The following is a 12,573-nucleotide window of genomic DNA, read 5'->3' on the forward strand; positions in this document are numbered from 1 at the left end:
CGTCCACGAGGGTACGGGGCATATAGGTCAGATCCTGTCCCAGTTGTCCGGCATCCTGGACGGCATGACGGACACCCCCGCACGGCTGCTGAACCTGCTGTCCCTGCTGCAGACCCCGCGCGAGTGGCCCGGCAGCGAACTCGCCGAACGGCTCGGCGTCAGCCCCCGGACGATCCGGCGCGACATCGACCGGCTGCGCGACCTCGGCTACCCGGTGCAGGCCACCATGGGCGCGGTCGGCGGCTACCGGCTGGTCGCGGGGACGGCGATGCCGCCGCTGCTGCTGGACGACGACGAGGCCGTCGCCATCGCGGTCGGACTGCGGGCGGCCGCCGGGCACGCGGTGGTCGGCATCGAGGAGGCCTCGGTCCGCGCCCTCGGCAAGCTGCTCCAGGTGCTGCCGGGCCGCCTGCGGCACCGGGTGGGCGCGCTCAACACCGCCACCGTGCCGCTGCTCACCGGCGACGGCCCGACCGTCGACCCGGACGACCTCACCGTGCTCGCCGGCGCCGTCACCAACCGGGAACGGCTGCGCTTCGCCTACCGGGCCGGCGACGGCGCCGAGACCAGGCGCAACGTCGAACCCGAGCGGCTGGTCTCGGCCGGCCGCCGCTGGTACCTGGTCGGCTACGACCTGGACCGGGACGACTGGCGGCTCTTCCGCGTCGACCGGCTCAGCGAACCCCGCGCCACCGGCGCCCACTTCACCCCGCGCCCGCTCCCGGCCGAGGACGCCGCCGCGTACGTGGCGGGCAAGCTGCGCCGCCAGTCACCGGCCCGCGCCGTGATCGCCACCGTGCACGCCCCGGCCGCGAACGTCCGACGGCACTTCGACCGGGGGGACTCCGAGATCGAGCCGATCGACGAGCACCGCTGTCGGCTGCGCTCCCGCACGGACTCCTTGGAGTGGACGGCGGTGCGGCTGCTGACGCTGGACTGCGAGTTCGACGTGCACGAGCCCCCGGAGCTGATCACCCACCTGCGCACCCTGGCCGCCCGCGCCGACCGGGCCACCCGCGTAGACGGTTAGGCCTCGATCCGGTACCAGACAGTCCCCCGCGCGGAACCACAGCGCGCCGTCCCGGCCGTGCGCCCGCACCCGGTCGAGCGCGCCGGGCACGCTCAGCTGCCGGCGCCGGGTCTGCTTCCACTCCTCGCCGATCAGCTGGTACCAGGTCAACTCGCCGCTGCTGGACAAGAAGACGCCCTGACCGCCGTGGACCGCGAAGCCGACCGGCAGCCGGACCAGGCACGGCAGGGTGGTCGACCGCCGGTCGACCGCGTCGATCCAGCAGCACCCGGCCGCCCGGCAGCAGCCCGAGGTGGTCGGGCGAGCAGGAGACGCCGGACAGCGGCACCCGCCACTCCCCCTGCGGCGCGGCCACGACCACCTCGCCGTCGAACGGCAGCCGGACCGGCGGCCAGGATCCGGCCGGCGCCAGGTGCTGCTCCGGCACCACCAGGAGGGCCGGTTCCCCGGCCGGCCCGACCGTCCAGGCCACGGCCCTGCGACCGGCCGACCGGGCCTCCTCGGGCAGCCGCCGGACCTCGACCGGATCGTGGCCCCCGTGCTCAGACCCCGTACTCGGCGGTGAGCAGCGCCCGCCCCAGCGTGTGGAAGGTCAGGTGGAAGCCGATCTGGGCCGCCGGGGTGTCGGCGGAGACGTCCAGCTTCTCGACGTCCAGGGCGTGCACCGCGAACACGTACCGGTGCGGGGCGCCGGGCGGCGGGGCGGCGCCGTCGTACTGGTGGCCGGGGAAGTCGTTGCGGCCGTGGAAGGAGGCCGCGCCGGGCAGGTCGTCGTCCGAGGAGCCGGCGCCGCGCGGCAGTTCGACCGTGTCGGCGGGCAGGTTGAGGGCGAGCCAGTGCCACCAGCCGGAGCCGGTGGGCGCGTCCGGGTCGTAGCAGGTGACGGCGATGCTCCGGGTTCCCTCGGGCAGGCCCGACCAGGCCAGCTGCGGCGACCGGTTGCCTCCGGCGTGGCTGAACTCCCCGGCCAGTGTGCCGCCGTCGGTGATGTCCTGGCTGGTCAGCGGGAAGGACGGCACCTGCGGCAGGAAGTCGTACGGCAGCGGCGGACGAACGCTCATGGGGTGGTCACCTCTCAACGGGCCGTGAACGGCCTCGGGCTGAAGGACGCTGAAGGACGCTGAAGGACACGGTCCGACGGGCACGCACTGTCGGACACGGCCTGACGGACACGGCTCACTGTAGTGGGGGCCCGTCCGGTCCGGCCGCCCCGATCCGGCCGCCCCTCGTTCGGGCCCGGTCCGCTCGAATTGCCAGGTATAGACCAATCAGGCGCCTGCGGCTAGCGTGGACAGCGCACCCGCCCCCAGCTCCGGAGCCGCACCGTGGAGTCGTCCGTCCTCGCCTTCGCCACCGACCTGCTCGACGAGGGCGCCGACACCTTCTTCGGCAACCTCACCGACCGCGCCGGGGTCGGCGGCGTCACCCTCGCCTCGGTCTACCACGAGGCCCGGGACGTCTTCCCGCACAACCCCCGCCGGGTGATCCGCTACCTGGAGCCGGGCGCGGCCTACTTCCGCCCCGATCCGGCCCGCTGGCAGGGCCGTCGGCTGGCGCCCGTGCCCTCCACCGCGATCGGCGACCGCGACCCCTTCGCCGAGGCCGCCGCCGAGACCCGCCGCCGGGGGCTGAAGCTGCACGCCTGGACGGTGTTCTGCCACAACGACCGGCTCGGCTTCACCCACCCGGACTGCGCCCCGGCCAACGCCTTCGGCGACCGCCACCTCACCGAGCTCTGCCCGGCCCACCCGGAGGTCCGGGAGTACGCACGGACCCTGGTCACCGAGCTGGCCCGGTACGGCGTGGACGCGATCCGGGCCGAGTCCCTGCACTTCCACGGTCTGCGCCACGGCTACCACCACGAGCGCTACTTCGAGGAGCTGGGCGCGGGCGCCGAGGCGCTGCTCGGCATCTGCTTCTGCCCGCACTGCCGCGCCGCCGCCACCCGCGCGGGCGTCCCGGCGGAGGAGGTCGCGGAGGCCGTCCGCACCGAGCTGCGCCGCCGGCTGGCCGACGAGGCGGCCGCCGCCGAACCCGCGGACCTGAGCGCGCTCGCGGACGGCGCCCTGGCCGCCTACCTGGACGCCGCCACCACCACCGTCACCACGCTGGCCGCCGAACTGACCGAGGAGGCCCGGCGCCACGGCATGCGGCTGAGCTTCATGGACGGCGCCGGCCCGGGCAAGGGCTGGCTGTCCGGCATCGACCTGCCCGCGCTCGCCAAGGCGACCGACCAGATCGAGACGCTCGGCTACGCGAAGACCCCGGAGGCCGTCCGGGAGAAGGTCGCCGCGTTCGCCCTGCACGGCGTCCGCCCCCAGGACATGGCGGTGATCCTGCGGCCGATGGCCTCGGACTGCGACGGTCCGGCGAACCTCGCCGCCAAGATCGCCACCCTGCGCGAACTGGGCGTCCCCGAGGTGGAGTTCTACAACTACGGCCTGATGCGGCTGTCCTCGCTCGACCGGATCGGCGCCGCCCTGGCCGGCTAGGCGCCCACCCCCACCGTGCGGGGCCCGGCCGCTACCGCCGCCGCTTGGACGTCCCGAACAGGCTGCGCGAGATCTCCTGCCCGAGCTGCTTCCCGGCCGAACGCGCCAGGGACTTCACCGTCGGGTTGCTGAGCAGCGAATCGAGCAGCCCGCCCGCCCCCTTCGGCTCCTCCCGCCGCGGGGCGGGCTCCCGCTCCTTCGGCGCCCTGGCCGGTGCGGCGGCCTCCGGCCTGGGCGCCCGCGCCGCCCGCGCCGCCAGCTTCTCGTACGCCGACTCCCGGTCGATCGCGTCCCGGTAGCGCGCCGTCAGCGGCGAGGCGTCGACGACGGCCCGCAGCGCGCCCGCCTCGATCGGCCCCATCAGGGACTGCGGCGCCCGCAGCCGGGTGGCCGCGACCGGCGTCGGCGCGCCCTTCTCGGAGAGCACGGTCACCACGGCCTCGCCGGTGCCGAGCGAGGTGAGCACCGCGCCGAGGTCGTAGGAGGAGCGTGGGAAGGTCGAGACGGTGGCCTTGAGCGCCTTGGCGTCGTCCGGGGTGAAGGCGCGCAGCGCGTGCTGCACCCGGTTGCCCAGCTGCGCGAGCACGTCGGAGGGGACGTCGCGCGGGGATTGGGTGACGAAGAAGATGCCCACGGCCTTCGAGCGGATCAGCCGGACGGTCTGGGTGATGGCCTCCAGGAAGGCCTTGGAGGCGCCCTTGAACAGCAGGTGCGCCTCGTCGAAGAAGAACACCAGCTTGGGCTTGTCCAGGTCGCCGATCTCGGGCAGTTCCTGGTAGAGGTCGGCGAGCAGCCACATCAGGAAGGTGGAGAACAGCCGCGGCCGGTCCTGGACGGCGGGCAGTTCCAGCACCGAGACGACGCCCCGGCCGTCCGGGGCGGTCCGCAGCAGTTCGGCGGTGTCGAACTCGGGCTCGCCGAAGAACGCCCCGGCGCCCTCGTTCTCCAGCACGGTGAGCGCGCGCAGGATCACCCCGGCGGTGGCCGACGAGAGGCCGCCGATGGTCCTCAGCTCCTCCTTGCCCTCGGGCGAGGCGAGGAAGGCGATGACGGCGGTGAGGTCCTTGAGGTCGTACAGCTCCAGGCCCTTGGTGTCGGCGTAGTGGAACACCAGGCTGAGCGAGGACTCCTGGGTCTCGTTCAGGTCGAGCACCTTGGCGAGCAGCAGCGGCCCGAAGCTGGTGACGGTGGCGCGGATCGGGATCCCGGCGCCCTGCCCGCCGAGCGAGTAGAACTCGACCGGGCAGCCCTGCGGGGTCCACTGCTGCCCGACCTCGGCCGCGCGGGCGGCGGTGCGCTCGCTCGGCGCGCCGGGCGCGGCGACGCCGGAGACGTCCCCCTTGACGTCGGCGAGGAACACCGGCACGCCCTGGGCGGAGAGCTGTTCGGCGATCAGCTGGAGGGTCTTGGTCTTGCCGGTGCCGGTGGCGCCGGCGACCAGCCCGTGCCGGTTGAGCACCCCGAGCGGGATGCGCACCTGGGCGTCCGGGTAGGCGGTGCCGTCCAGCAGCACCGCGCCGAGGTCGAGGGCGGGCCCGGTGAAGGCGTACCCGTCGGCGATCTCCCGGACGGCCGGCGGGGTGGGGGCGGAGGACATCGGGGCACTCTCCTGGGCGGTGCGGGGAGGCGGGGCGGGCCCGGAACCCGGTCCCGGGCGGGCCGTGTCCCGATCGGAACCGGGCGATGTTCGCGACATTTCCCATCAAACAGCCGCAATCGCCCTCCCGCAGCTCACACCCGAGTGCGTGGCGGCGTCGCGGCGGCTGCGCCATCCGCCGCCCAAACGGTAGGCTTTCCGTGTGATCTTCAAGCGCATCGGCAATGGGCGGCCGTACCCGGATCACGGCCGGACGAGCACCCGCCAGTGGGCTGACGTCGCCCCACGCCCGGTGCGGCTCGACCAGCTGGTGACCACCAAGGGGCAACTCGACCTCGAAACCCTGCTCGCCGAGGACTCGACCTTCTACGGGGACCTCTTCGCGCACGTGGTGAAGTGGCGCGGCGACCTGTACCTGGAGGACGGACTGCACCGGGCGGTGCGGGCCGCGCTGCAGCAGCGCCAGGTGCTGCACGCCCGGGTCCTCGAAATGGAATGACGGACCCTCTGCACGGGCTCCTGGACCGCCCCCTCGCCATCCGGCGGAGGGCGGTCCGCGCGTACCCGGGTACCTCCTTTCGGGTACCGGCGTACTCCAGATGATGATCATTTAGTACCTTCGCAGCCTGACGGCACTACGCTGCTGACTACGGCCGCGACCAGGGGATCCGCCCGCACCACGGGATCCACCCGCACCAGCCGATCCGTCATCCCGACCCCGCCCTGGCACGAGGGGGAGACAAACCGTGAGCATGTTGACTCCCCAAGGCCTCAAGGGGAAGCAGTACCGCGTCACCGGCAACGCCTATCCACGACTCGGCCGGCCCCCGAGGAAGAGCCGCAAGGTGATCTCCGGGCTCGCGAGCCTGCTCGCCCTGGCCCTGATCGGCCTCGGCGGCGTCCAGCTCTACGACATCTTCAGCGGGAAGAACAAGAACTCCTCCGCCCAGGCCTGCGTGACCCCGTCGGGCAAGCCGCTGGCCGCCCCCTCCCCGGGCGCCACGCCCGGTGCGCCCACCGCCTCCGGCGCCCCCGCTGCCCCGGGCGACCCGCACGCGATCCCGCAGCCGGCCGGCGTCACGGTGAACGTCTACAACGCCACCACCAAGGGCGGCCTGGCCGGCCGGACCGCCGAGGAGCTCAAGAAGCGCGGCTTCACCATCGGCAAGGTCGGCAACGCCCCGGCCGAACTGGACAAGAAGGTGCCCGGCACCGCCCAGGTGATCGCCGGCCCGGCCGGCGCCGGCGCCGCCACCCTGCTCGGCTCGCAGATCGCCGGGGCCACCACCACCGCCGACGCCCGCACCGACGGCACCGTGGACTTCGTGGTCGGCGACAGCTACAACGCCCTGCTGGACGAGACCCAGGCGGCCGCCGCCCTCGCCCTCGCGACCAAGCCGTCCCCCACCCCGACCGCCACCGGCAGCTGCTGAGGCCGGTCGTGCCGCGCGACAACAGGAGAGCCCCCCGGCACCGCGCCGGGGGGCTCTCGTCCGTTCGGGGGATTCGCTCAGCCGGCGGTGCCGTACAGGCGGTCGCCCGCGTCGCCGAGGCCGGGCACGATGTAGCCGTTCTCGTTGAGCCGCTCGTCCAGGGCGGCGGTGACGACGGTGACCGGCAGGCCGGCCAGCTCGCGCTTCATCACCTCGACGCCCTCGGGGGCGGCCAGCAGCACCACGGCGGTGACGTCGGTGGCGCCGCGCTCGATCAGCATCTTGATCGCCGCGACGAGGGTGCCGCCGGTGGCCAGCATCGGGTCGAGCACGTAGACCTGGCGGCCGGAGAGGTCGTCCGGCATCCGGGTGGCGTAGGTGGAGGCCTCCAGGGTCTCCTCGTTGCGCACCATGCCGAGGAAGCCGACCTCGGCGGTCGGCAGCAGTCGGGTCATCCCGTCCAGCATGCCGAGACCGGCGCGCAGGATCGGCACGACCAGGGGGCGGGGGTAGCTGAGGCGGGTGCCGAGCGTGACCGCCACGGGGGTGGTGATCTCCACCTCGTCGGTGCGGACGTCCCGGGTGGCCTCGTAGGCGAGGAGGGTCACCAGCTCGTCGGTCAGGCGACGGAAGGTCGGCGAGTCGGTGCGCTCGTCGCGCAGGGTGGAGAGCTTGTGGGCCACCAGGGGGTGGTCGACGACGTGGAGACGCATGTATCGAGGTTAGCCCGGGTCTGCACGCCTGTACGACTCGCCGCGTGCCGACCGCCCCGTCGCCGGGGTGCACCCGGCCGTGCCGCGCCGTGGCGCCCCGCGAATGTCCGGACGGAAGCGCCTCCTGTGGTATCAACCGGGCTGATCTGGGAATGTCACGTCTTATGACGAGCAACCCGAACGCCGGGGACGGCTCGGCGGACGAGCCCGCAGGCCGGTCGGGCAATCGCCCCGGCCCGCCACAGGACCCCCCGGAGACCGAGGCGGACCGCCGCAGGCGGCGGGCCGTCTTCCTGCGCGAGCTCACCGAGGCCCGCGAACTCCGGGAGCGGGTCCAGCCCCGGCGGACCAAGGAACGGCGGATGCGCGAAGCCATGCGGATGCGAACCTTCCGGATCTGACGAGGATCCGAAGCGGTTCCGGCGCGGCGCCCTCCGCAGCTCCCCTCGCGGCTCCGCCGACCGGCCGGTCCGGATCCGACGGGCCCCGGGCGGTGGCGCCGGCGCCACACCGGCCGCCGGCCGGACCTTCCGACACGACCTGCAAAGACGCGCTGCCGAACACCCCCCGCAAGGGCGGGCTTTCTGTCACGATTCCGATGGGACGGTCCGAACGAGCGGACCGCCTCTGGCGCGGGGGCGGCCAGATTTTCGCGTTGCCCGAGCGCGCCGACAGCCGAGACCGAGATCTTGGGAGTGTCCCTGGTGGCGTACTTCGCTGCAGTGCTTGCTCGCACCGAGGACGGGTGGGATGTGAGCGAGACGGAGCTCGACGACGTCGAAACCCTCGCCGACCTGACCGAACTGGCCCGCGACTCCACGCAGGACGACGACAGCGTCCTGATCTTCATCGAACAGGAGGACGCCTGGTTCGCCATCGTCCGGGTGGACGGCGAGGAGGACCCGCGGATCTTCGTGTCCGACGGCGCCGCCGCCGCCCGCAGCTCCTACGGCTCCGTCCTCACCGACGAGCTGGTCGACCAGGCCGGTGAGAGCGAGTTCGGCGACCTGGACCACCTGGTCGTCGAGCTGGAGGAGGACGAGGAGACGCAGGAGCAGGACGAGGACGCCCGCAGCGGCGTCCCGGTCGGCCCGCTCGGCGACGCCCACCTGCTCACCGAGTTCGGCCTGGCCGCCGAGGAGCTGCTCGCCCTCAGCGGCGAGGGCGCCGTCCCGGGCGACGCCCTGGAGGAGATCGCCGAGGCCCTCGGCTGCGGCGAGGTCCTGGAGGCGGTCCGGTAGCGGGCGGTGACCAGGCCGGTGCCCACCGCCGGATACCCGACACTGGATGCCATGCAGTCCGCATCCGCCCCGCAGGCCGTCCCCCGCATCGCCCCGCTGCCCGCCCCCGTCCGCCCCGACCCGGTCCGTGACCGCTGGGCGGCGCCGATGCGCCTCGCCATCGCCGAGGCCGCCCTGGCGCCGGCCACCGGCGACGTCCCGGTCGGGGCGCTCGTCCTGGGCCCGGGCGGCGAGGTGGTCGGGCGCGGCCACAACGAGCGCGAGGCGGTCGGCGACCCGACCGCGCACGCCGAGGTGGTCGCGATCCGGCAGGCGGCCGAACGGATCGGGGAGTGGCGGCTCAGCGGCTGCACCCTGGTCGTCACCCTGGAGCCCTGCACGATGTGCGCCGGCGCCATCGTGCTGTCCCGGATCGACCGGGTGGTCTACGGCGCCCTCGACGAGAAGGCCGGCGCGGCCGGCTCGCTCTTCGACGTGATGCGCGACCGCCGGCTCAACCACCGCCCCGAGGTGGTCTGGGGCGTCCTCGCCGACGAGTGCGGCGAGCAGCTGCGCGAGTTCTTCGAGTCCCACCGCTGACGTCCGGCGCCGACTTCCGCCGCCGGCTCCCCCGTCGGCCGCCCGGCCATACGGATTTCGTGACCGCGCCACCCGTCCGGTAGAGTTCCCCTCGGTAGCGTGTCCGAGCGGCCAAAGGAGCACGCCTCGAAAGCGTGTGTGGGGGCAACTCCACCGTGGGTTCGAATCCCACCGCTACCGCTGTAGAGCCCGAGGGCCCGTCCGATCCGGACGGGCCCTCGGCGTTTCCGCGCACCCTCGAACGCGAAAAGGGCTCCGTACTCCGGGCTGATGACCACCAACGCCCGGAGAGTACGGAGCCTGGAAAGGGGGAGCGGCTCGGGGGGACGACCGCTCCCCCGGCGGAGTCCCACAACCGGCGCCGCGTCGGGGGGAAGCCGCGGCGCCCGGTCCCACAGCGGGGAACTCCGGATCCACGCACCGGGGATTCCTGCCAGATCCTCGGCACGTCTCCCATCCTGCCGCCCGGGACGTTTCCGGGCATCCGGAGAAAGGCCCCACTCACGGGGACCTTCGTCCCGCCGGGCAAACGCGTCGCACACTTGATAGCCCGTCCGATGGATAAGCTGCTTCCGCAGGGCCGCTCGGGGACCCGGATGGCGGCGGCCCACAGCAGGAGAGGACGACACCCGATGGCGCAGGCGAAGAAGATCGGCATGGCCCTCCTGCTCATCTTCGTCCTCTACTCGATCATCAGCTCGCCGGCCCGCTCCGCCCAGCTCGTCCAACTGGGCTTCGAGGGCATCTCGAACGCGGCCAAGGCGGTCGGCACCTTCATGACCGGGCTGATCAAGTGAGCCGTCCGGTCGCGTAGGGCCCGTCGTCCCGCCCCGGCGCACCGGCTACGGTGTGCGGGACCCTCTGTCCCCGTCCGCGAGGAGCGGCAATCGTGATCCGGCATCTGGTCCTGTTCAAGCTCAACGAAGGCGTCCGCAAGGACGACGAGCGCGCGCTCGCCGGCGCCAAGGCGTTCGCCGAGCTGGGTTCGCTGATCCCCGAGCTGCGCGAGTGGGAGTGCGGCTGGAACACCACCGAGCGGGACATCGCCCACGACTACGCGATCAACAGCCTGGTCGAGGACCGCGACGCCCTGCACGCGTACCTGACCCACCCGGCCCATCAGGCCGCGGCCGGTCAGTGGCGCGAATTCGCCACCTGGGTGATCGCCGACATCGAGGTCTGACACCCGAGGCACCCGGGTCCGTCCCTCGGACGGCCCGCCGCGCCCCGTCCGGCCACCGGACGGGGCGCCTTGCTCCACCCCGGAACGATCCGTGCGGCGCCTGGGCGGGAAGCCCGGTGAAGCCCCGACCCCGCACCAACACACCTCCGCCGGGTGCTTGCCCGACCTGCGCCCGCCTTGTGATGCTATGACCGGTTTTGCCGGACATGGCGAGGTGGTGAAGCAGCCGCGACACCCGATCCGCAGGGCCCTTCGTTATCGACTGAGGGAGGGGTGACGTGTCCGACGAGGTACTGGCGTCGATCATCAGCCCGGCCGGCGAGCTCCGCCCGGACGGTCTGCGCGGCCCCGGCGGCCGCCCCGCGGTGGACGTCCGGACGCTGACCCGGGTGCTGTTCGAACGGCTCGCGGAGCTGCCCCCGGGCACCCCAGAGCGGGAGCGGGTCCGGGCCGCCCTGATCGAGGTGAACATCCCCCTGGTCCGCTACGCGGCCACCCGCTTCCGCAGCCGCAGCGAGCCGATGGAGGACGTCGTCCAGGTCGGCACCATCGGCCTGATCAACGCGATCGACCGCTTCGACCCCACCCGCGGCGTCCAGTTCCCCACCTACGCACTGCCGACCATCCTCGGCGAGATCAAGCGCTACTTCCGGGACAACGTCCGCACCATGCACGTCCCGCGCCGGCTCCAGGAGCTGTGGGTCCAGGTCAGCGGCGCGATGGAGGAGCTGACGGTGCTGCACGGCCGGGCCCCCAAGGTGCCGGAGATCGCCGCCAGCCTGCGGATCCCCGAGGAGGACGTCCGGGCCTGCCTGGACGCCGGGCGGGCCTACAACGCGGCCTCGCTGGAAGCGGCGCAGGAGCACGAGGGCGGGCTCGCCCTGCTGGACCGGCTCGGCTACGAGGACTCCGCGCTGGCCGAGGTCGAGCACCGGGACATGGTCCGCCACCTGCTGGTCCAGCTGCCCGAGCGGGAGCGGCGGATCGTGATGCTGCGGTTCTTCGCCAACCTGACCCAGTCGCAGATCAGCACCGAGCTGGGGATGTCCCAGATGCACGTCTCGCGGCTGCTCTCCCGCATCCTGACGAGGCTTCGGACCGGCAACTCCTGGGAAGACTGAGATTGCAGCGCGTTACCCTCGCGTGACATCTTGCGACGTTCGGGTTTGCCGTGGACCGTGTTCCGGTATGGAGGGGGAGGGCCCCCGCCGGGAACCTCCGTGCGACGGCCCCCGTTCAACTGTCAGTCACAAGGGGGTGGGCGCATGTCCGGAGAGCTGGGCACTGCGGAGATCCACGCTGGTCAGGCCAACGGTACGGCTGTCGCCGAGGACCGGATCCCGCTCCAGCGGGTCCCGGCCGCCGCGCCGCCCGGGCCCGAGGCGCCGCCCGGCTCCGGGCTGGACACCCGGACGCTGTCGCGCTCGCTGTTCCTGCGGCTGGCCGCCCTGGAACCGGGCAGCGCGGAGCACACGTACGTCCGCGACACCCTGATCGAGCTCAACCTGCCGCTGGTCCGGTACGCCTCGGCGCGCTTCCGCAGCCGCAACGAGCCGATGGAGGACATCGTCCAGGTCGGCACCATCGGCCTGATCAAGGCGATCGACCGGTTCGACCCCGAGCGCGGGGTGGAGTTCCCCACCTTCGCGATGCCCACCGTGGTGGGCGAGATCAAGCGCTTCTTCCGGGACACCAGCTGGTCGGTCCGGGTGCCCCGGCGGCTCCAGGAGCTGCGACTGGCGCTCACCAAGGTCGGTGACGACCTGTCCCAGCGGCTGGACCGCTCCCCCACCGTCGCCGAGCTGGCCACCTGCCTGGGGGTCAGCGAGGAGGACGTGGTCGAGGGCCTCGCGGTGGGCAACGCGTACACCGCCAGCTCGCTCGACTCCAGCCCCAGCGAGGAGGACGGCGACGGACCGCTGGCCGAGCGGCTCGGCTACGAGGACCTCGCGCTGGAAGGCGTCGAGTACCGGGAGTCGCTGAAGCCGCTGCTGGCCAAGCTGCCGCCGCGCGAGCGCCGGATCATCATGCTGCGGTTCTTCGGCAACCTCACCCAGTCGCAGATCGGCGAGGAGATCGGCATCTCCCAGATGCACGTCTCCCGGCTGCTCACCAGGACGCTGACCCAGCTCCGTGAGGGCCTGATCAGCGAGGGCTGACAAGCCCAGGGAAGCCCTCCGTCGCCGTCCTGGGGGGGGGGGGGGGGGGCCGGGAGGGGGGGGGGGGGGGGCGGCCGGGGGAGCCAACGGGGGGGGGGGGTTGGAGGGGGCGTTGGGGGGGGAGGGGGGGGGTGGCGGAGGAAATT

14 protein-coding genes and 1 tRNA gene are annotated in these 12,573 nt (G+C 73.1%); 12 read left to right on the forward strand and 3 right to left on the reverse strand.

Annotated elements, in window-relative coordinates:
* Positions 1-64 precede the first annotated feature (64 nt).
* Entirely contained in the window at positions 65-1,030 is a 966-nt protein-coding gene (locus tag AC07BF_RS07780; protein ID WP_478317329.1) for a helix-turn-helix transcriptional regulator, read from the forward strand.
* A 542-nt stretch (positions 1,031-1,572) separates the two neighbouring features.
* On the opposite strand, the gene AC07BF_RS07785 is transcribed toward AC07BF_RS07780, so the two are convergent.
* Positions 1,573-2,091 (reverse strand): YbhB/YbcL family Raf kinase inhibitor-like protein, encoded by a 519-nt coding sequence (locus AC07BF_RS07785; RefSeq protein WP_363579754.1) that lies wholly within the window; start codon positions 2,089-2,091, stop codon positions 1,573-1,575.
* Positions 2,092-2,355: 264 nt separating this feature from the next.
* Here AC07BF_RS07785 and AC07BF_RS07790 point away from each other — a divergent pair, with 264 nt between their 5' ends.
* Positions 2,356-3,522, forward strand: a complete 1,167-nt coding sequence (locus AC07BF_RS07790; RefSeq protein ID WP_478333081.1) for a hypothetical protein — start codon at positions 2,356-2,358, stop codon at positions 3,520-3,522.
* Positions 3,523-3,553: 31 nt separating this feature from the next.
* On the opposite strand, the gene AC07BF_RS07795 is transcribed toward AC07BF_RS07790, so the two are convergent.
* On the reverse strand, positions 3,554-5,119 hold the full coding sequence (locus AC07BF_RS07795; RefSeq protein WP_363619500.1) for a helicase HerA-like domain-containing protein: 1,566 nt from the start codon (positions 5,117-5,119) through the stop codon (positions 3,554-3,556).
* Positions 5,120-5,321: 202 nt separating this feature from the next.
* Here AC07BF_RS07795 and AC07BF_RS07800 point away from each other — a divergent pair, with 202 nt between their 5' ends.
* Positions 5,322-5,618 (forward strand): type II toxin-antitoxin system VapB family antitoxin, encoded by a 297-nt coding sequence (locus tag AC07BF_RS07800; protein ID WP_063348635.1) that lies wholly within the window; start codon positions 5,322-5,324, stop codon positions 5,616-5,618.
* 253 nt (positions 5,619-5,871) lie between these two features.
* The gene (locus tag AC07BF_RS07805) at positions 5,872-6,552 is read left to right on the forward strand and encodes a LytR C-terminal domain-containing protein (RefSeq protein ID WP_363579930.1); all 681 of its coding nucleotides are present in this window, start codon (positions 5,872-5,874) and stop codon (positions 6,550-6,552) included.
* Between the two features lie 77 nt (positions 6,553-6,629).
* Here the strand turns inward: AC07BF_RS07805 and upp are convergent, their stop codons facing one another.
* Positions 6,630-7,265, reverse strand: a complete 636-nt coding sequence (upp, locus tag AC07BF_RS07810) for a uracil phosphoribosyltransferase (protein WP_350876411.1) — start codon at positions 7,263-7,265, stop codon at positions 6,630-6,632.
* A 164-nt stretch (positions 7,266-7,429) separates the two neighbouring features.
* On the opposite strand from upp, the gene AC07BF_RS07815 reads away from it, so the two are divergent.
* The 8 genes from AC07BF_RS07815 (at position 7,430) to AC07BF_RS07850 (ending at position 12,427) form a co-directional block, all read left to right on the forward strand.
* On the forward strand, positions 7,430-7,666 hold the full coding sequence (locus AC07BF_RS07815; protein ID WP_063348632.1) for a hypothetical protein: 237 nt from the start codon (positions 7,430-7,432) through the stop codon (positions 7,664-7,666).
* 303 nt (positions 7,667-7,969) lie between these two features.
* Complete coding sequence (locus tag AC07BF_RS07820; protein ID WP_363579757.1) at positions 7,970-8,506, forward strand: tRNA adenosine deaminase-associated protein; 537 nt, start codon at positions 7,970-7,972, stop codon at positions 8,504-8,506.
* A gap of 51 nt (positions 8,507-8,557) precedes the next feature.
* The gene (gene tadA / locus AC07BF_RS07825) at positions 8,558-9,085 is read left to right on the forward strand and encodes a tRNA adenosine(34) deaminase TadA (RefSeq protein WP_363627840.1); all 528 of its coding nucleotides are present in this window, start codon (positions 8,558-8,560) and stop codon (positions 9,083-9,085) included.
* Positions 9,086-9,178: 93 nt separating this feature from the next.
* Positions 9,179-9,265, forward strand: a tRNA-Ser gene (locus tag AC07BF_RS07830).
* Positions 9,266-9,717: 452 nt separating this feature from the next.
* Complete coding sequence (locus AC07BF_RS07835; RefSeq protein WP_167745863.1) at positions 9,718-9,882, forward strand: hypothetical protein; 165 nt, start codon at positions 9,718-9,720, stop codon at positions 9,880-9,882.
* 92 nt (positions 9,883-9,974) lie between these two features.
* The gene (locus tag AC07BF_RS07840; RefSeq protein WP_063348630.1) at positions 9,975-10,268 is read left to right on the forward strand and encodes a Dabb family protein; all 294 of its coding nucleotides are present in this window, start codon (positions 9,975-9,977) and stop codon (positions 10,266-10,268) included.
* Positions 10,269-10,606: 338 nt separating this feature from the next.
* On the forward strand, positions 10,607-11,389 hold the full coding sequence (locus tag AC07BF_RS07845; RefSeq protein WP_244293642.1) for an RNA polymerase sigma factor SigF: 783 nt from the start codon (positions 10,607-10,609) through the stop codon (positions 11,387-11,389).
* Between the two features lie 144 nt (positions 11,390-11,533).
* Positions 11,534-12,427, forward strand: coding sequence for an RNA polymerase sigma factor SigF (locus tag AC07BF_RS07850; RefSeq protein WP_363579759.1), 894 nt, complete (start codon positions 11,534-11,536; stop codon positions 12,425-12,427).
* The last annotated feature ends 146 nt before the right edge of the window (positions 12,428-12,573 follow it).

It is taken from the genome of Kitasatospora sp. NPDC043950, assembly GCF_056435345.1.

Excerpts from the sequence above, each read along its gene's own strand:
- AC07BF_RS07780 (WP_478317329.1), top strand. The coding sequence starts at position 65 with ATGACGGACACCCCCGCACGGCTGCTGAACCTGCTGTCCCTGCTGCAG.
- AC07BF_RS07785 (WP_363579754.1), bottom strand. The coding sequence starts at position 2,091 with ATGAGCGTTCGTCCGCCGCTGCCGTACGACTTCCTGCCGCAGGTGCCG.
- AC07BF_RS07795 (WP_363619500.1), bottom strand. The coding sequence starts at position 5,119 with ATGTCCTCCGCCCCCACCCCGCCGGCCGTCCGGGAGATCGCCGACGGG.
- AC07BF_RS07805 (WP_363579930.1), top strand. The coding sequence starts at position 5,872 with ATGTTGACTCCCCAAGGCCTCAAGGGGAAGCAGTACCGCGTCACCGGC.
- upp (WP_350876411.1), bottom strand. The coding sequence starts at position 7,265 with ATGCGTCTCCACGTCGTCGACCACCCCCTGGTGGCCCACAAGCTCTCC.
- AC07BF_RS07815 (WP_063348632.1), top strand. The coding sequence starts at position 7,430 with ATGACGAGCAACCCGAACGCCGGGGACGGCTCGGCGGACGAGCCCGCA.
- tadA (WP_363627840.1), top strand. The coding sequence starts at position 8,558 with ATGCAGTCCGCATCCGCCCCGCAGGCCGTCCCCCGCATCGCCCCGCTG.
- AC07BF_RS07835 (WP_167745863.1), top strand. The coding sequence starts at position 9,718 with ATGGCGCAGGCGAAGAAGATCGGCATGGCCCTCCTGCTCATCTTCGTC.
- AC07BF_RS07850 (WP_363579759.1), top strand. The coding sequence starts at position 11,534 with ATGTCCGGAGAGCTGGGCACTGCGGAGATCCACGCTGGTCAGGCCAAC.